This is a genomic window from Fontivita pretiosa (assembly GCF_050410795.1).
Classification (GTDB): domain Bacteria; phylum Planctomycetota; class Phycisphaerae; order Tepidisphaerales; family Tepidisphaeraceae; genus Fontivita; species Fontivita pretiosa.
Genome location: NZ_CP191258.1, coordinates 1301429 through 1320258 on the forward strand (window position 1 = coordinate 1301429; position 18830 = coordinate 1320258).

Consider the following 18830-nt stretch of genomic DNA (forward strand, 5'->3'; position numbering starts at 1 on the left):
GCCAGCCGATGCCCGGATGATCTGCGGCTGGTTTACCGCAACGGCCAGTCGTAAACGTAGATCGTATCGCCGATGATCTGCTTTGGCGGGCGGGCGCGCAGCGGGGCGTACAAACGAATCACGCTCGGTGCCACGTTCACCCCCTGTAGCACCGTCGCGCTGATCGCAATCACGCCCGGCTCTCGTGGCGGCCATTCCCACCGCGGGTTGAGCTGATATCCACCCGGAATGTTCGTGTAGTCGATCCCGTAGAACGCCGGATCCACCGAACCCAGGTACCCCAGATACAGCTTCACGTTCGGATTCCGCCGGCGCCACTCGGCCACGAACGTCAGATCCTGCCCCCAATCGAAGTTGGAATCGCTCAAAAGCCGCAGCCGATACGGGCGTGAAGGAACATTGAAAAACGAGATGTAATGCGGAAACGCCCGAACCGTCTCGATGATCAACCCCGCGCCCAGCACCAGCGCCAGGAGCGTTGTTGCGCGTGGCCGCCACGCGCCCATTCTCGCTCCCGCCAGCCCCACCAGCAGGTAGATGAACGGGTAAATCGGCAGCACGTGCCGCAGCCCCAGGTTCAAGTTGCTGCTCAGCGCGCTGATGCCATACACGATCAGAGGAATCGTCAGACACAACAGCGACCATCGATCGGGCGTTAACCTGGAAGTCTCTGGCGATGAACGCGCAGCGCGCAGTCTCCAACTCAATCCCAGCCAGGCCGCACCCACAATCGCCGCCAGCGTCGCAAGCGGCGTCTTGAACAGCATCGCCAGCGGGAAGTAGTACCACCACCCGGTCTCACTGTGCTGGCCGAGCAGGTACGTCGTGCGAACCAGCGTCGAGCGATAGGTAAACAGCAAGCCATACAGCCAGGTCTGTGGCAGCAGGCGATGTCGCTCGGCCAAGAGCACCGCACGGGCGAAGGCGGGCGTGGGCATCGCGTCGATCTCGGCCTTGTCCACCTCATTCGGCCAGCGCTGGTTGGCCAGGAAGAACCGGCATTCCTTGAGCTTGCGGACCTGCGACGGGGTATCCAGCAGCGCGCCGCGAACCGGCGTGGGTTCAAAGCGGAAGCCGTACGACGCCCAGATGATCCCCGTGCTCACCGCCGCCGCCACAGCGCAGATCCCCACCGCTGTCAGCGCCCCAGCCCAGCGGGTGCGAAGCTGCCGCCCCAACACGGGCCAGCCTTCCGGCACCAGCCGCGCCCGAGCCAGCAGCATCAGCAGGACGATCGGCGCCACGATCACGCCAGAGAATTTGACCGTCGCCGCGATTCCGCACCCCGCCGCCAGCAGCATGATGTTCCACCACCTGGCGGATCGTCCGACGCTCCAGCACGCCCACGCTGCGCACAGCATCGCCAGCGACAGGCTGACATCGTTCTTCACCAGCGGAGCGTGAGCGATGAGATTCGGATCGAATGAGAACAGGGCGCAGGCAACGATCGCCGCCGTCGCCCCGCCCAGTTGCCATGACCATGCGCACAGTGCCGCTCCCAGCGCCACACCCACCACCAGCATCATCGCGCGGGAGGTGTTGATGAAGCCGGCCCCGTCGTTCCCGGGCGTCTGGAACAGCCAGCGGACCGCCACAGCGAACTGGTAGACGATGTCCCCAAGTGCCAGGTCCCACCAGGTTGCATCCGGATGCGGGCGAAGCGAATCTCGCTGATGCGGCAGCATCGCCCAGTACTTCCACAGCGGCGGGTCTTCGGGGTTGATGCGAAAGTCGTGATAAAAGCGGTGGAAGTAGGCGCCAGCGGCGTGCAGCGGCTCGTCGATCGTCGGGGAGTGAAGCCGCACCGAGCACCAGGCCAACGCCGTGAAACAAGCCAGCATTCCCGCGCACGCCAGCGCGGCAAAAAGCCCCGTCCGGCCAACGCCTCGACGCGGCGCCGGTTCCGGCGAATGCGGCTGGTTCGGCTGCTGTGGCGGCGCGTCTTGCATCAACTCGCGAAAACGCTACAGCACCACCGCCTCCATTTGCAACATCGCCACGCAGCAGACACAATCCCACGCGCATGCGGCGATTCGAACTAACCGTCGGCACAAAGCTCGTGCTCACGTTGCTGGTTGCCGCAGCCGCCATCGCCGCTCTGCTGTTGCAGGTTGGCTGGATCATCGGGCCCGGCTGGGTCTGGTTCTACCGTCCCCTGCCCGCGGCGCTGGTCTACCCGTTCTTTGCCGCCGCTGCCGTCCCGTTTTTTGTGGCGCAGTTGCTGGATCGCTGGCGACGCAGCCTTCGCTGGCTGGCGATCCTGCTGCTGATGGTCTGCTGCTACGCGATGAAGCTCGCCGCCGTCGCCTTTCGCGGCGATGTCACCGAAATCCCCAATCCAAGCCTGGCGCTGGTTCGCATCACCGTCGAAAACAAGTATGCCACCAGCTACTACACCGACGCCCTGGCGGTCAGCAACGTGCCTCTGCGCGAGTGGATGGCGCTGTATCCGCAGCTCACGCCCGCCATGAATCTGCACACCCAGAGCAAACCCCCGGGGCCAGTTCTTTACTACGTGATATTCCTGAAACTGCTGGGAGATACACCGCAGGCGGCACTGATCGCCGGTCTGGTCCTGGGCGTCATCGCCACCTTTTCCATCCCCGCAACGTATCTGTTTCTGCGACATCTGCTCGGCGACGACGAATCGGCGTTCTGCGGCGCCAGCTTCCTTTCCCTGTGCCCGGGGTTCATTCTGTTTTTCCCGATGTTCGACCCGACCTACATCCTGTTCAGCACCGCATTGATCGGATGCTGGTACTCGGCGCTGCGGGATGACCGCATCAAACCGTCGATCCTGCTCGGGGTCGTGTTGGGGTTGATGTGCCTGATCACCTTCAATGTGCTGGTCATCGGACTGTTCATGGTCGGGATGATCTTCATCGTTTCACCGCAGCGCCCGATGATTCTCCGAATCGGCATCGCCGCCAAGCACGCTGCGATCGCGCTGCTCACCACCGCCGCCGTCCTGCTGCTGCTGTGGATCAGCATCAACTACGATCCGGTTGCCACGTTCATCTCCGCCTGGCGAAACCAGCATGCGCTGTTGCGTGCGCATGCCGACCAGCGGCCTTACCCGGATACGATCGCCTGGGATCTGATCGATTTTGCGCTGGGTTCGGGCTGGATCAGCGTCCCCTTGGTGATCTTCTACTTCATCGGTACTCACGCAGGCACGCGGCGGCCACACCTGCCGCTGGTGATCCTGGCGCTGGGGCAGTTGGTCGCGGTGGCCGTCTCGGGTCTGCTCCAGCTCGAGACAGCGCGGGTGTGGAACTTCATGCTGCCGTTGCTGATGATTCCGGTGGGGCTGGAGCTGCGGCGCTGGCCGGTGGGCGCGCGGCTGACGTGCTTCGCCGCGCTGGCGCTGGTGACGGCAGCGATCCATCAGAACGTGAAGTTCATTTTCTGACTCGCACCCCGGCGTTTTTCAACCGGGAGCCGGCGCAGCGGGCTGGGGAGTTGGAGCGGCAGGCTGCGCAGCGGGAGCAGCAGCGTCGGAGGCCTCGCCCTGCCGATTGCGTCTGCCGCCGGGGCGCGGCTGTCCGGCGGGTGGTTGCTGCTCGGATTCCGCGGCCGGCGAAGGCGCTGCCGTGCCTCCGGGCGCCGGCCCGCCGGCGCCGTTGCGCCCCTCGGCGCGATCGCCGCCCTGCCCCCCGCCGCGACGCCGCTGACGGAACTCCCCGTCGCGCGGCTGCGTGGCCGGCGCCGACTTGATCCCCGCCCGCTCCAGCAGCTCCTGGCCCTGCCCGATCTGAAGCAGCAGCAGTTCATCGCCCGGCTGAATCGTATCGCCCAGCAACTCCGCGTGCGTCTCGTTGGTTCGTCCCACGCGCACCTTGCGCGGGACGAACTGCTCGCCCTGACGAACAAACACGTAGCTGTCCGGACCGGTGGAATAGATCGCCGACAGCGGCGCCGCCAGAACGTTGGTGGCGCGGTCCACCAGGATCTCCGCCAGCGCGCCCATCCCCGGCTTCAGCACCGCTCCGGGAGGAATCTCATCCAGCACCAGATCAACCGGATACTCCTTGGTTTCGCTCCACCACCGCCCGGCGCTGTCGGCCAGCACGCTGATCTTGGTCAGCGTCGCTCCGACTGTCTGCGGGATGCCGACGATCTTGACTCTTGCCCGCATCCCCTCGCGCAGCTTGGCGACCTGACCTTCCTGCACGCGGATCACCGCCTTCATCTGGCTGGTGTCCGGCAGCTTCAGCAGGGATTGTCGCTCGCGGACGGTGGCGCCTTCCTGAATGGGGTTCTGGGCGTTGCGGTCGCCGCTGGTGGCGTAGACGACCAGTCCATCCGCCGGTGCCCGGATCGTACACGCCGCCTTCTGTTCCAGCAGCTTCTCCATCCGCCGCCGCAGCACCGCCAGCGAGTTTTCCTTGGCCCTCACGTCGGCGATTCGCTGCGCCAGGTTCGAGGCGTTCTCACGTTTGGTGCGCACCAGCCGCTGTTCGGCCTGAGAAACCGCATTCTGTTTGGCCGCCAGATCCATCTGGTGCGTGTATTCCGTCAGGACTTTCAGTGCCGTTTCCGCCTTGGTCACCGCGTTGCGCGCCGTCGTGACTGCAAGCTCATCGTCCTTCACCGCCGTCGCCGTCACGAACCCCTTGGCATACAGCGTCTTGGTCTGCCCCAGCTTCTCCTCCTGCGTCTTGAGGTTGATCCGGGCCATCTCCAGTTCGGTCCTGGCGTTGGCCAGAAGCTGCGGATAGGTTCCTTCGACGTATTGTTTCAGATCAAGCTGGGCCAGCGTCAGCGCGACTTCGGCTGCCTCGAGGTTGGCGGCGTTGGTGCTCTCCTGGATCTCCAGCATTTCCTTGGCCGTGGTCAGGTCCGCCTCGGCCTTTTGAAGCTCCAGCGTCGTGTCCTCGATGCGCTGATCGATCGTCGATGAATCCAGCGTCATCAGCACGTCGCCCTTTTTCACCGACGTGCCCTCCTTCACGAGCGTGAGGATGACGGTCTGGCCTTCGACCTGTGAGACGATCTCGATGTTGTTCACCGCCTGAAGCTCGCCGTCCTTGATGACCTTGATGTCCAAGTCCATCGGATGCAGCGTATAGAGCATCGATGGGGAGATGGTGGCGGCCGGGTTGGTGCGGGCATTGACGGCCCAGTATCCGGCCATCGAAAAAGCCACAATCACCACCGGCGCGATCAGCCAGGTGGTCCATCGACGATTCACCGCGGTAGTTGGCAGGGCAATCAGGTTCATGAGACGACTTTGGCTCTTGGGGCTTATCACTCCATGCTGACGATGGCGAATCCCGGAACATGGGGACTCTGCCCATAATCCTTGCCGCTGAGGCATCATATGGCCGGCACACGCACAGGATGCCCCATGTCCGGCGTGGCCGCATCATCGCAAATGCACCGGTTTATCTTACTACCCGCCAGGCCAGTTGTCGTTTTAGCGTACCGACGATTCCTGAGAATCCGGCTCATCTGTGGAGCGGTCTGGCGGGACCTGTGAGCCGGTTGACGCTCGCTGTCGCCGACCCGGATGTCCCCGATCCATCGCCAGACCCAGCGAGCCGGCCTGCGGATTGATTCGCAGCATCCCCGTATCACGCAAAAACTCCAGAATTCGAATCTGGTAGTTGGCTCGCGCCTGCTCGTAGCGATCCTGTGCCTGAAGCAGCGCATTCTGCGCATCGACCACCTGCTGCGAATCGGTCGCCCGCCCAAGCACCAATAGCTCATTGGCGTAATCCAGACGCCGGCGGTTCAGCTCGATGGTTCGGCGCTGGATTTCCAGCGTATCGCGGGCCGAGCGGATGGCGCGCAACGAATCGCGCACCTGCGCGATGATCGAGTCGCGAGTCTGTTTCCAGTTGCGCGTCGCCCGCTCCAGAGAGATCAACGCCCGCCGATACGCATTCCGCTCCGCCAGCCGGTCCACCGGCAGGTCCAGTGTCAGCCCCGCCGAGTACTCCATCGTGCGGCTGTCGATATGCGAAGCGGGAGAATCCTCCTGATTGCCGATCGAACCGCGCGCCCGTAGCTCAAGGTCCGGCAGCAGTCCGTTTTTGGCCACCTCCACCGCCCGGCGGGCGTCCTCGATCTGATCGCTGGCGGTCTTGAGGTCCAGTCGATACTTCAGCGCCATCTGGGTCGCGTCGGCTTCCAGATCCGGAGGATTGATGTCCAGTTCCATGCCGACGACTTCCAGCGGCTCATCCACCGGCATGCCGATCAGCAGCTTGAAATCATCCAGCGCCGCCTGGTAGTTGTCCTCCGCGTTGATGATCGCGTTCTCCGCCTCGTACAACTGGTTCTGCGCCCGCTGCACGGACAGGAAATTGACTCCCGGCCTGCCGGCGGCGTAGATCGCGTACGTCTGCTCCGTGAGCTGATACGCCACGATGTACGTGAACCGCCGGTTGGCGATCGCCTGCTGCTGCGTGAGCAGCCGGAAATACTGCGAGGCGATTCGAACGACAAAGTCGCGGCGAAAATCCTCGAACCGCCGTACTTCATACACGAGCTGTCGCTCGGAATTGATCAGGGATTCCAGATTGACCATCCCCGCGCCGCGCAGCAGCGGGATCGTGCCGCTCAGCGCAAGCTGCGCCGATTCGCCATCGCTGACGTTGTCGTTCAGCGCACGCACGAAGTCGACCAGCCCCTCGGCCACGATCTCCCCCCCATACGGAAGCTGCTGACGGATTCCCGCGGAATTGGTGATCGTCAGGGCCGAGCGGTAATCCACATCGAGCTGCCCGCCGGTGTACTCCACACCGGTCCGGGCGAATGGCCGCGGCGAAAAAAGATGCCGCTCCAGCGTCACACTCAGCGCCGCCAGGTACAGATCCTCCATCCGCGACTGATACTCGCGGCTGTGCTGCACGGCGTAGGCGATCGCGTCGAACAGATCAAACGTCTGGATCGGCGCCAGCTCCGCCGGCGGACCCAGCCGCAGCCGATCCAGCCCGGGCTTGCGCGCCTCTTCGACGCTGAGCGGCTGCCGCTGCGGCGATTCGGTGCCTGGCGGATACAGCTCCTCGGGCCCCAGCCGCCCGTACCCCAGCTCAAATCGCGATGGCTCCAGCACCGGCGGCATCGCCGGCGGCACCGGCGAGGCCGGCAGCTTCTCGTAGCTCTTGCGTGTCGGCCTGGCCGGCGTCTGCACCGGCGCCTCCACCTGCGGCGCGTAATCCAGCGTACGCTTCTGGCGATCCTCCAGCAGCTTCTGCACCTGCAAATCCGCCGACTTGCGGTAAGCCTCAGGCGCGCAGCTCACCAGCCCAGCGAGCGCCACGAACACAATTGTGATCTGACCAGTTCGTCTCATTCCCACAACCTGCCCGTTCATACGCGCCGCGATGAGGTTTGTTGCCTCGCAAAGCGGGACCGCTGGATGGAACAGGCCCTCCTTCTTCCTTCCGCCTTCATCTTTCGCTTTTTGCCCCTGCTCTCACTCCTGCCCATACAGGATCTCGGCGCTGCGCAGCGTGTTGCGGAGCAGCATCGCCACCGTCATCGGCCCCACGCCGCCCGGCACCGGCGTGAGGTGCGCGGCCTTCTGCTTGACCGCTTCAAAGTCCACATCGCCGACGGTCTTGCGGGTTCCGTCAGGCAGGGTGATCCGATTGATTCCCACATCGATCACCACGGCGCCCTGCTTGACATGGTCCGCGGTGATCAGCCCCGGCTTGCCCACCGCCACCACCAGCACCTCCGCCCGCCGCGTGTGGCTCATCAGGTCCTTCGTGGCGATGTGGCAGAGCGTGACGGTGGCCATCTGCTCGGTCAGCAGCAGCGCGATCGGTTTGCCGGCGATTTCGCTGGCGCCGACGACGACGGCTTCGGCGCCGCGCAGCGGCACGCCGGTTGATTTGATCAGCTCGATCACGCTCAGCGCCGTGCACGGCGCGATCAGGGTGTGCCCATAGACGACATAGCCGATGTTGGCCGGGTTTACCCCCTCCACATCCTTGACCACGTCGATCTCGTACTGCACCCGCGGCGCGTCGATGTGCGGCGGCAGCGGCAGATGCATCATGATCCCGGTGACGGTCGGATCGTCATTCAGCCGGCGGATGGTCAGCTTCAGCTCCCGCTGCGTGGTCTGCGGCGGCAATTTGAGCAGGGTGTAGTCGATGCCCACCGCGCGGCACGCCTCCGCCTGACGCTGCGCGTACAGTTCCGCCGCTGTGGAACCACCCACCAGAATCGCCGTCAGATGCACTCGCCGGCCCTGCTCGGCAAACCTGCGGGCTCGGTCGGCCACTTCGTTCCTGATCTGCTGGGCAATGGCGGCCCCATCGATGATCCGGCAACTCATCCTCCGGATTATAAGAAATCGCGATCCTGGCCGCGAATGCGCCCCAGCGCCCGGAATCGCTCCGCCATGTTCACTTATTCCAGTTAGCGCAGACGACGCGGCGGTTGTGGTCTGGCGCCAGCACGGGGCTTGACGGGCGCGAATCACCGATATATGTTAGCAATCACTAAAAGAAAGGATGGTGGCTCATGTCTCCTGCGATGCGTGCTGGCCATTGGCGGGTCGTGTGGCTGCTGGCGGCGGCGCTGGTCGGCGGCTGCTGGGCATCGAAGTTCACCCTGATTTCGCCTGAGAAGGCCGTCGTGGACCGCAAGTATGTCGGCGACTGGGAGGCGGTCAACGCCAGCGGCGATCAGGCGCTTCTGGTCATCCGCAACATCGACGATCATCTGTACTACATCGAAACACGCGACAAAAAGGAGCCGGCACAGGTGAGCCGATACGTCGGCATGATCGCCGACATCAAGGGCGCCACCTTCGCGCATCTGAGGCCGCTGTCCGATGACGGCAGCATTCCGCAGGAATGGCTGCTGATGCGCGTGGCGATGGGCGACGACGGCAAGCTCACGATCGATCAGCTCGACGAGCAGTTCATGAACCAGCAGAAGATCGAATCCGCCGAGCAGCTCAAGGAAGTTCTGGAGCAGAACCTGAACAAGGAGGCGATGTATGATAAGGACGAGCGGATCACGGCGACGCGCGTGGTGAAATAAGATGGATCTTTGGCCCGCGCATCGCGTCTCAGCCGCAACCGCGCAGCCTCGGAGCCTGCATGCATCGGGCCATATCGCCTCTATCGCTTTGTCTGCTCGTCTGGGTGTGTAATTTCTGCGCCGCGCAGGAGCCGACGACCTCGCCCGCCACCGATACGCTGCTGGACGGCAAGCTGGTCTACACCCCGCCGCCGGGCTGGCAGTTGCTCGGCAAATTCGAGGACCGTCGCGTCGGCTACGGCCTGGGCGAAGGTCGAGCACACATGACCCTGCTGGCCACGCCCCAGCAGAATACGATCCCCGACGAGCTGGCGCCGAAGCTGGCGGCCAGGATTCGCCAGACGATCTTGCAGGAGCAGCAGCGCGGCAACCTCGAGCTGGTGCTGGAGCCGCGGGTCGAGCCTGATCCGCGATTCCTGCTGCGCGTGCACGACCGGTATCACGCCCAGGGCAAGTTCGGCGATCGACTTCAACTGTTTCGTGGTATCGGAAGGAATCTCGTTTCCGTCACCGTCGTGGCGCTTACCGACAACGAGCAGGAAGCCGCGCAGATCCACGAGGCCGCCGAGACGGCCATGCAGACGGTGCACCTTGCGGGCACGAAGCCGCCGGTGATTCGGCCTCGCCCCAGGAGCGTCTCGGCGTCGGCACCGGCCAGTGCCCCCGCCGACGAATCGATCGTCCTGCGTGAAGCGAGGCTGCGTATCACGCCGCCGGCCGGATGGACCGCCCAGCTCACCGCCAACATCAGCGGGCTGCTCGCGACCTGGCGCGATCCGCAGGAGCCGGCCAACGTCATCACGCTGATCTACCGTCCGATTCCCGAGCAGGCCAAGACTGACTCCAGGCTGCGGGATCTGGCGATCGAGGAGTTGGCGCGAGCTGAGAAGCCGAGCTTTCAAATCGAAGGCGCCCAGCCCGCCGGGCAGACCCAAACCATCGCCGACAAGCGATTCCTGCGAAAGCTGCGAACCGAATACTCCGCGCGGGAGATGAAGTTCGTCCTGACCATGCGGCAAGTCCGCGCCGGCGACGGCGTGGCCAGCATCACCAGCATCGCTTTGCCTGACAAAGCCGACGAGATCGACGCCCTGGCCGACCGCGTCGCCATGGGCGTTCGCGCCCTGCCGAAGTGAAAAAAAACCCCCGTTGATCACTCGACGATGATTACGGGCACCATCTTCTGCCGGCCCCACTTCAGCGCTTCCTCGTGGGTGGGGAAGAACACATCCAGCTTGTTGCCCTTGATGGCCCCGCCGCGGTCGATCACCTCGACTGGCTCGGCGGCGTAGCCCGGGATCAGCAGCCTGGTGCCGAAGGGAAGAATACTCGTGTCGGCGGCGACAAATTTGCCGTGATTGTAGCTGACGTGCTTGCCGCTGGCGGTGATGCCCTGGGCATTGGGACCACAGCACTTGCTGCATGGGCAATAGGCGGTGATCTCCATGAACCGGACCTGAGGCTGGCGAACCATCCGCTCCAGCGGCGGAAGCTGCGGAGCCATCAACTCGACCAGGTCCTGGCCCTGCTTCAGAGAATGCGATGCCACAGACTCGGCTTGCCGAACCGAAGCGCTTTGCGATGCAGAGTTGGCGGGCGCGCTTTTGCTCTGCACCGGCCGGGCGGCGCCCACGCCACCGATCCCGATCACAAGCAAAACAATGCCGATCAGCAACCCGCGACGCGCACAACTCGGCAGGTTGCCCACAACGGGTACGAGCAGGTTGGACAGCAGACCGTTGAACATCAGCATCCTTTGCCTCCGCCCCGCGGGCATCCGGCCCGGCGGGTCTCCAGACCATACCACGGCGTCCAGTGGCGGCCGAAGATTGGCTCAAGCTCCCCGCTTGAGACGGTCGATCTGTATCAGTTGTGCCTTTTATCCGCTGCGGCCCGCTGCGTCAAAGGGGCAAAATCCAAGCTTCAGATTCCCGGACCTCAGGGGCAACCGACACATCCATAGACATCAATGCGTTCGGAAGGCGCGGGATGATGCCCAGTGGCAACGGTCGAAGGTCGTGTCGCGTCCGGTAACCGAGACGCCGTGTCTTACGCGGCCTCGGACTCCGCCGCCGAATCCGACGCTGGATCAACCTCCGTCTGCACCAGGTGTGGCGCGGTCCGTTTCACGGCGTGTGCGCTCTTGCGGGCCGCGGCCTTGCGGATTCGGCGCATCCGCCCCACCGTCTGTTGATCCACCGTCGCCTTGCGTGTGGGGTTGTCGTTGGCGACCTGAACCGCCTGGGGAGCGTCCGGGGCGTAAAGGTCGGCGCCGATCTCCTCGGCCAGTCCTTCAGCGCGCTTGTAGATCCCGCCACAGCACATCACCTGCATGTTGGGGCAACTGTTGATCTCACGCAGGTAATCGATCAGTTTCCGCACGCCCGGCACGTTGCTGGGCAGGGTGGCGAACATCACCAGCAAATCCGGGCGAAACTCGCCGATCAGCTCCAGGACTTCGTCTTCGGGCACTCCCCCGCCAGCGAAGCGAACCGTCCAGCCGTCGGCCTCGAACAGGTCTGCACAAATCTGTCCGCCAAGTTCTTCCGGTTCATCATTGCCGCAGAAGATCAGCGCGCGTTTGCCGTTGGGAGCTTTGCGCTCCAGCTTGCCGCTGAGCTGATCGGCCATGGCGCGGTTCAGTCGCGTGGCCATGTTGAGGTTGCTGATGCTGATCCGGTCCTCGCGGTACAGATTCTGAATCTGCTCCATCACCGGCCAGATGAGTTGGGTGAGCAGATCGTAAGCGCTGGCTTGGGAGGCCGTCAGTTCCTTTTCGATGATGAGCCGTGCGGTGGTGCGATCGCCGGCCAGCAGCGACTGAAGGTAGGACTCGCGAACCGCCGAGGTGCAGGTGAAGCTCATGGCCGATGCTCCTGAGTGGCTGGGTCAAGCTGCCCGCCCGCCGTGGCTTTGGCGCTTCCCATCTTAACATCCCGGCCGCTTCCCTGCCGCCGCATCCATCCGATGTCTGTTAAACTAGGTAAAATGTAACAACTAATGTATCGGTTTTCATCGGAAAAATCTTTACCTATTTTAACATGCGCCGCCGCAGTACCTAACCCGCCGACACGAAATCACTTATGGCAGCCCACGAATTCACCGACAAGCCCAGGAAGCAGCGTCTGATCCCCCGATCCTTGAATCCAGGTTTGTTCCTGCGACAATCTCGCCAAGGGCATCAGCAAGCGATGGGTTCTCACCTGGGCAACGATGACCTGCACGGCAGGGATCCTGTGAGTATCACGAGGATGCAACCCGCGGGCTGTGATTCGACTTCGCAGTCTCGCCACGTCAGCGGATACCGCTCCCGCCAGCAGATCCTGGCCCCGGTTCGCAGCCTGGTCGTCAAGCTCGGCACGCAACTGCTCAGCGACAAGCAGGCCAGGCTCGATACCGCCTACGTCGCCAGCATCGCCCAACAGGTGGCCAGCCTCCGCAGGCAGCGCAAGATCACCGTTACCATCGTCAGCTCCGGCGCCATTGGCGCGGGATTGCGCGAGTTGAATCTTTCACGCCGGCCCACCGACCTGGCGCGACTCCAGGCGGTGGCGGCGGTCGGGCAGCGCCGCCTCATGGACGTCTGGGCCGACGCCTTCGAGCCTTTCGGCATGCCCGTGGCTCAACTGCTGCTCACCCGCGAGGACATCGACAACCGCACGCGATTTCTCAACGTTCGTAACACCATCCTGGCCGCCCATGAGCTGGGCGCGGTCCCCATCATCAACGAGAACGACACGATCAGCACCGACGAGCTGATCAAGATCAGCTTCGGTGACAACGACATCCTGGCGGCGCTGGTGGCGACGGCGATGCGCGCCGACCTGCTGGTGCTGCTGACCGTGGTCGATGGCATCCTGGATGGCTCTGGCAAGCCACTGCGCCTGGTGGAGAACCTGGACGCCGCCCAGCAGCTTGTCCGCGCCGAGAAAACCGCCCTTGGAAAGGGCGGCATGGATTCAAAACTCCGTGCCGCCAGGATGGTGCTCAGTTGCGGCGAATCGATGGTCGTGGCCGACGGACGCATGGAAAACGTCCTGCCGCGGCTGCTGGCGGGCGAGGAGATCGGCACGCTTTTCACCGCCAACGGTCGGCGACGCACCGGAAAGGACCGCTGGATCGGCGCCGCCAGGACCGTTGGAACCATCGTCATCGACGATGGTGCGGTCAAAGCTCTGGTCGAGAGGAACAAGAGCCTGTTGCCCGCCGGCATCGTCAGGGTCGACGGGCACTTTGCCCGCGGCGACGTCGTCGCCATCGCCAACACCTCAGGCCAGGTCGTCGCCCGCGGCCTGACGAACTACTCCGCCGACGACATCAAGCTCATCCAGGGCAAAAAGACCAGCGAAGTACGCGCCCTGCTCAAGGAACAGGCGTACGACGAGGTCGTGCACCGGGATAACCTGGTGGTGGGATAACTCGCCCTGCGTCACGAGCGTCCCGGTCGAGCCGGGCGGCCGTCCAGGCCCGTGGCTCGTGTCTCCCCCGTGGCTCGTGTCTCCATGGAACAATTTCAGCGCTGCGTATCCCGGACCTCGCGCGGCATGATGGGTTGTTCTGGCTATCGGCGGCCCTCCTCGGTGGAAGGGGCGCGGCAGTGATTCGGGCCGTTGGCCCCTTTTTGGAGGTCTGCCATGACTCAGGTCGCACGAACCGTTCGCTGTCTGGCGCTGACCGTCGCCGCCATCTTCGCCATCGGACTCAGCGGCTGTGAGATGTTCGACGGCGATGACAACGACAATGACCGCACACCATCGGAAAGGCGCGAGCCGCTGACCGTCAGCGGCGTGCCCAAGTCGGCGGAGCTGCTGCGCGAAGGCAGCGGCGAGCTTTCCGCCCGCGCCAGTTCCGATGGAAAGGCCTACCTGTACGACGTGAACGACGGACGCGTCGTGTGGAGCGGCAATGTTCAGCGCGGCGAGCTGATCACCATCGATCCGGATAACGACCGTGCCGCCGTCGAGGGAAAGGTCGTGTTCGACCAGAACCTGGAACGCAGGCACAGCCATCGGATCTATCTGGATCCGAGGTAGGCCATCAAATAATGAAGGCAGAAGGATGAAGGTCCAGGTACCGAATCCTTCATCCTTCTGCCTTTTGCCTCTTTCTCATGCTCCCGTCCGCTCGATGCTGATCAGGGTATCGATCGCATCGACCAGGGCCGAGTCATTGCCTTCGCCGCCATCGACGGTGTCAGGTTCGCCGTCGTTGGCAATGAAGCGGTCGTCGCCGGCACCACCGAACATCTGGTCGGAGCCTGCGCCGCCATCGAGCAGGTCGTTGCCCAGCAGCCCGAGCAGCACATCGTCGCCTGTGCCACCGACCAGCCGGTCCGACCGCGCCGAGCCGACGAGTTTGTCGTTGCCCTGGCCACCGATCAGCACCGCGTAGAACGGCGGCAGGACCGTCGCGGCGTCGCCGGATGTCACCGTCGCTTCCACCGCACCCTCGTCGCCCGCCAGTTGCGCCGTCGCTTCCAGCGTGTTGGTGTTCTCCAGGCCGGCTTCCGCGATGGTTGTGATCGCGTCGGCGCGCGGTCGCTGCACCGGCGGCTGGGCGATCAGCGTGTCATTGCCGGCTCCGCCCTCAAAGGTGATCGGGGCGGCGGCGTGCAGCGAATCCGCCGTTGTCAGCGATGTCGCGAACAGCGCCGGGCCGATGATCGTGTCATCCCCGCTGCCGCCGATCACCCGCTCCACGTCGGCTCGAACGTTGTCGCCTTCGCTCGGATGCGTTGTGTTGTTGAACACGGCGCCATCGTTGGGCCGGTTGTCCAGCGTGATGTGAAGGTTGCCCGTCCGCGCTGAATAATCGACGGTGTCCAACCCCGGCCCGCCAACGAAGTCATTGGGCTGATGCGCGCCCACGAGCAGGTCGTTACCGTCTCCGCCCAACAGCGTCGAGCGGGCGGCGCTGTGTCCGGCGATGAGCTGGTCGTTGCCCGCACCCCCGATCAATCGCTCGGCGGGAAATACCACCGCAAGCGGCGAGGTCACTCCGACGATTCGGTCGTTGAAGCTCGAGCCGAGGACCACTTCAACTCCATGACTCACGTTGTCGGCCTCACCGGGCAGCGGCGAGAGGGTCGGCCTGACCTCGCCGTCGTTGGCCAGGCCGTCCAGCGTCACGTTCACGCCGAACTGCGCGGCGGCGTAGCTGACGGTATCGTTCAGTCCGGCCCCGCCGATGTACACATCGTCGCCGGCGCTGTGCAGCATCAGGTCATCGTCGGCGCCGCCGTCGATGCGGTCGTTGCCCGCGCCGGTGAGGATGTGATCGCGACCCGCCTCGCCCAACACCAGCATCGGCCTGTTGACGTTGGATCGGGTGTGCAGCGCATCGTCCCCGGCGCCGAGCCGCGCCTCGATGCTGTGAACCGCACTGAGGGGAACGGCCAGGATCTGCGTTCCTTCGGCGGTGACGACGAGCATGGGGGCGACGCTGGCGGGCATGACCGCCACGCCGATGTGGTCGGCCTCGTCGGTTCCGGCGATTTTCACGATCCCGCCATCGAGCACCGCCGTCGCCGCCAGCAGCCGCCGCGATTCCAGCGGTTCAAGACACCCGGCACACACAAGCGACTTCTCTGATCGGGGCAACAGCGATTTGGATGCGACTGGCGACATAGTCCAAGCTCCTTTCCCATTCCGCGTGCGTTTCCCCCGGTCACAAAACGCCGCGACTCACCCTTTATTGTGAACTCAGACTCAAAAAAGTTTACCGACCATACTGGACCAGGGCTTGTGGCCTTCACCGTGCGATCCGGCGCCTCCCGCTGAATCTTGTGTTGCGGACCCTCGCGCCTGCCAGCATCCCCGCCATCGCGATCATCGCCCAGCCCGGCTCCGGCACGCTCACGTTCGGCAGGCCCATTGACGCCAATGCCTCGGCAAGCGCCGCCGATGAGCTTTGCTGCCAGTTCATCGCCAGCAGATACAGGTCTCGCGCATCCACGACGTGGTCGTAATTGAAGTCCCCGCCGCTCCAGTAGTCGCTGCTCTGCCAGTGCAGCGCCAGCGCGTTCAGGTCCTGAAGATCGACCTGCCCGTCAAGGTCGCTGTCGCCGAAGCGCGTGTAGCGGATCAGCAGGCTTGTGTCGTCCACCGGTTGGCCTGAAAAGGAGGTGATGCCCAGCAGCGACGCCTGGGCATACCCCAGTGCAAAGGCATTGGCCGTCGCGAGGGAACTGCCGATTCCCGCGCCATTCCAGCCGCCGAAGTTGTACGCGCTGCCGATCATGCCGCGCAGCTCATCGATCGGCCCGGGATCGCCCGGGCCGGATGGACTGTAATCGATCACCAGATCGTTGTTGGTCAGATCGACTTGACCGGAGCCTGAGACGACCACGCCCTTGAGCTTTGGCGCCTTGGGAAGGTTGGCCATGAAGACAGCGTTGGCGCTCAGGACTTCAAGCGTGCCGTTACCGATGGCGTCGGCGTCGGCCAGCAGCAGTGTGCCGCCACCGACTCGCGTGCCGCCGCTGAACGTGCTTGGGCCGGTCAGGGTAAACGTGCCAGCGCCGAACTTCGCCAGCGCCAGTGTTCCGCCGCCGTCTTGCAGGATTCCACTGTAGGTTTGACTGCCGCTGTTGTTGATGGTCAGGACGCTGCGCGTCGCGGTCAGTCCATTGATGACTCGTGGCCGGGTGGCGCGAGCCACCTGCGTCAGCCCCGCGATCGCCTGGTTCGTGCCGTTCAGGTCCAGCACGCCGGCCTCCACGTTCGTGCCGCGATCGTACGTGTCCAGCACGACGGTCGTAGTCGGCGGCAGCGTGTCATCCCCACCGTCGAGGATCACCTTTCCGCCGGAAATCAGCGTGCGCCCCAGATATGTGTTGTTCGTGCCCGTGAGTCGAAAGAATCCCGGGTTGGAATTGCCCGAGCGAAGGTTCAGCGTGGTGTTGGCCGATCCACCGCTGATGTTCCCGCCCAGCGTCCAGACTCCGATGGGATTGGCCGGGTTGTTGTAGGCGCGGTTGTGGATCTCGGCATCGCCGCTGAGGACGATATCGCCGTTCCAGGCGGTCGGACCATAGGGCGCCACGTCGGCGCGCTGAAGTGCGCCCTGCCCGCCGACGCCGCTGCCGCTGATCTGGACCGTCTCATTGACGCTCATGCCGGGATGAATCACCAGCGAAGCGCCGCTGAGCACGGTGGTGCTGCCCGCGCCGCTGCCCAGCGCGGTGTTGCTGGTGATCACGACCGTGCCCCAGCAGATGTCCGTTGGGCCGCCGTAGGTGTTGTTGCCGGAGATCGTCCAGCTTCCGCCGCCGCCTTTCCACAGGGCGACGGTTCCGGCGCCGTCGCTGATGGTCCCGTTGAGCTGTCCGCTGCCGCCGCCGAAGAGGCTCAGCCGTTTCAGACCTGCATTGGCGGCGCTGATCGGGCCGTTGATGACCAGGCGTTGGCTGGGGGCACCGGATCCGTTGGCGAAGATCGCCGGCCCCTCAAGCGCGATGGCGCAATTCAGCGTTTGCGTGGTGGTGACGGTGTTGGTGATGGTGATTCCCCCGCCGCTGTTGACGATCAGCGTGCCGCCCGGCGCGAACGTGTACGCCGGTGTGGTCGCGCCGTCGAAGATCAGCCTCATGTTGGGGACATTGCCGCCGAGGACGATGCTGGTCGAGCCGCTTCCCGGGCCGCTGAAGGTGGCGGTGGTGAGCGTGCCGGGCGCCAGGCCGCTGCTCCAGTTTCCGCCGCTCGTCCAGAGGTTGCCCGCCGCCCCCGTCCACGTCGGGCCAAGCGTGTAGCCCGGCACGTAATGGGCGCCCATCACGTCGTACGCAAGCTTGCCCATGGTCTCGTAGCCGATGGGATTGGGATTGGGGTTGCCGACATCCCACGCCCACCAGTAGGCGCCGCCGAACCACGCACGCGGCATGTTCTGCGAGAGCATCGCCGCATACGCCTGTGCCTGTTCGAGCTGATCATTGCCCGCGGCGGCGTCGAAGCTCCAGGGCATCCTGTTCGCCCCGTCGTAGTTCATGTACCCGACTTCCGTGAACAGCACCGTCTTGCCCGGCGCCACACTGTTTCGCCAGGACTCGATCAGATTGGCGCGGTTGGCCCAGGCGGCGTCCAGCTCCGCCTGCGTCGGGTTGTTCTTTGCGGTCAGCGGGTAATAGGCGTCGATGCCGATGTAATCCACGGCATCCCACCAGTTGATCGTCGCGCCGATCGCGGGATTGCCCCAGTTGGCGGCGTAGGTGAGCGGGCCGGAGTAACGCGATCGCACCGACGCGATCAGGTTTCGCCAGTTGGCTTCCTGCGATGCGACGGCCTCCAGCTCCACCCCCACGCTGAACATCGCGACGTTCTTCTCCTGCGCGATGTCGGCCATGTGACGGATGTAATCCCCATACCCGCCCGGTGCGTTGAACCAGGCATCACCCCCGACGATCTGCCCGCGCCAATGAGTCGGATCGTTGGCCAGATCGACCAGCGGGCGAAGCTGCACTGCCAGCCCGCGCGCGTGGGCTGCGTCGATCACCTGCCGCAGGGTCGCGTCGGTCGAGCTGTAGCGACTGAAGTTCGGAGCGACCTGCGTCGAATTGATGTTATCCTGGAACCACCAGACATTCAGGGCGACGCTATCGACCCCCATGGCCACCAGGTTCTCAAGCTGCTGATCGAGCACGCGCTGCTCGACGGTGGGAGAAAACCACACGAGGTTGACCGCGCGGCGGAAATCCGGCGCGGCGGCCTGGCACCAGGGCGCGCCCGGCACGCCTGCTGTCAATCCCGCCACCAGCACTGCGGACCAGCGGTTGCGTCGCATCTCGCCTCCGATAGCGGTAATCTTACCATAATCCGTGCATGCGA

At 64.3% G+C, this 18830-nt stretch carries 13 protein-coding genes; 5 read left to right on the forward strand and 8 right to left on the reverse strand.

Going from position 1 to position 18830, the window contains the following annotated elements; translation table 11 throughout:
- Positions 1-32: 32 nt before the first annotated feature.
- Positions 33-1841 carry a glycosyltransferase family 39 protein gene (locus ACQS5P_RS05285; RefSeq protein ID WP_428939857.1) on the reverse strand — a complete coding sequence of 603 codons (1809 nt, stop codon included), beginning with the start codon at positions 1839-1841 and terminating at the stop codon, positions 33-35.
- A 182-nt stretch (positions 1842-2023) separates the two neighbouring features.
- Here ACQS5P_RS05285 and ACQS5P_RS05290 point away from each other — a divergent pair, with 182 nt between their 5' ends.
- The gene (locus tag ACQS5P_RS05290) at positions 2024-3412 is read left to right on the forward strand and encodes an ArnT family glycosyltransferase (RefSeq protein WP_428939858.1); all 1389 of its coding nucleotides are present in this window, start codon (positions 2024-2026) and stop codon (positions 3410-3412) included.
- Between the two features lie 18 nt (positions 3413-3430).
- Here the strand turns inward: ACQS5P_RS05290 and ACQS5P_RS05295 are convergent, their stop codons facing one another.
- From ACQS5P_RS05295 to ACQS5P_RS05305, 3 genes are all read right to left on the reverse strand, one after another.
- Complete coding sequence (locus tag ACQS5P_RS05295) at positions 3431-5224, reverse strand: efflux RND transporter periplasmic adaptor subunit (protein ID WP_428939859.1); 1794 nt, start codon at positions 5222-5224, stop codon at positions 3431-3433.
- Between the two features lie 195 nt (positions 5225-5419).
- The gene (locus ACQS5P_RS05300; RefSeq protein ID WP_428939860.1) at positions 5420-7303 is read right to left on the reverse strand and encodes a TolC family protein; all 1884 of its coding nucleotides are present in this window, start codon (positions 7301-7303) and stop codon (positions 5420-5422) included.
- Between the two features lie 123 nt (positions 7304-7426).
- The gene (locus tag ACQS5P_RS05305; protein WP_428939861.1) at positions 7427-8296 is read right to left on the reverse strand and encodes a bifunctional 5,10-methylenetetrahydrofolate dehydrogenase/5,10-methenyltetrahydrofolate cyclohydrolase; all 870 of its coding nucleotides are present in this window, start codon (positions 8294-8296) and stop codon (positions 7427-7429) included.
- 188 nt (positions 8297-8484) lie between these two features.
- Between ACQS5P_RS05305 and ACQS5P_RS05310 the strand changes: the two genes are divergently transcribed.
- Together ACQS5P_RS05310 and ACQS5P_RS05315 are read left to right on the forward strand one after the other, a co-directional pair.
- On the forward strand, positions 8485-9009 hold the full coding sequence (locus ACQS5P_RS05310; protein WP_428939862.1) for a hypothetical protein: 525 nt from the start codon (positions 8485-8487) through the stop codon (positions 9007-9009).
- Between the two features lie 59 nt (positions 9010-9068).
- Entirely contained in the window at positions 9069-10145 is a 1077-nt protein-coding gene (locus tag ACQS5P_RS05315) for a hypothetical protein (protein WP_428939863.1), read from the forward strand.
- A 17-nt stretch (positions 10146-10162) separates the two neighbouring features.
- Here the strand turns inward: ACQS5P_RS05315 and ACQS5P_RS05320 are convergent, their stop codons facing one another.
- Positions 10163-10762 carry a 3D domain-containing protein gene (locus tag ACQS5P_RS05320; protein WP_428939864.1) on the reverse strand — a complete coding sequence of 200 codons (600 nt, stop codon included), beginning with the start codon at positions 10760-10762 and terminating at the stop codon, positions 10163-10165.
- 296 nt (positions 10763-11058) lie between these two features.
- Entirely contained in the window at positions 11059-11874 is an 816-nt protein-coding gene (locus ACQS5P_RS05325; protein WP_428939865.1) for a cobalamin B12-binding domain-containing protein, read from the reverse strand.
- 326 nt (positions 11875-12200) lie between these two features.
- On the opposite strand from ACQS5P_RS05325, the gene proB reads away from it, so the two are divergent.
- Entirely contained in the window at positions 12201-13427 is a 1227-nt protein-coding gene (proB, locus tag ACQS5P_RS05330) for a glutamate 5-kinase (protein ID WP_428939866.1), read from the forward strand.
- Positions 13428-13643: 216 nt separating this feature from the next.
- A complete protein-coding gene (locus ACQS5P_RS05335; protein WP_428939867.1) occupies positions 13644-14042 on the forward strand; it encodes a hypothetical protein in 399 nt (132 codons plus the stop codon).
- A 75-nt stretch (positions 14043-14117) separates the two neighbouring features.
- Here ACQS5P_RS05335 and ACQS5P_RS05340 read toward each other — a convergent pair whose 3' ends face one another.
- The gene (locus ACQS5P_RS05340) at positions 14118-15635 is read right to left on the reverse strand and encodes a hypothetical protein (RefSeq protein ID WP_428939868.1); all 1518 of its coding nucleotides are present in this window, start codon (positions 15633-15635) and stop codon (positions 14118-14120) included.
- Positions 15636-15759: 124 nt separating this feature from the next.
- The gene (locus ACQS5P_RS05345; RefSeq protein WP_428939869.1) at positions 15760-18786 is read right to left on the reverse strand and encodes a glycoside hydrolase family 113; all 3027 of its coding nucleotides are present in this window, start codon (positions 18784-18786) and stop codon (positions 15760-15762) included.
- Between the last annotated feature and the right edge of the window lie 44 nt (positions 18787-18830).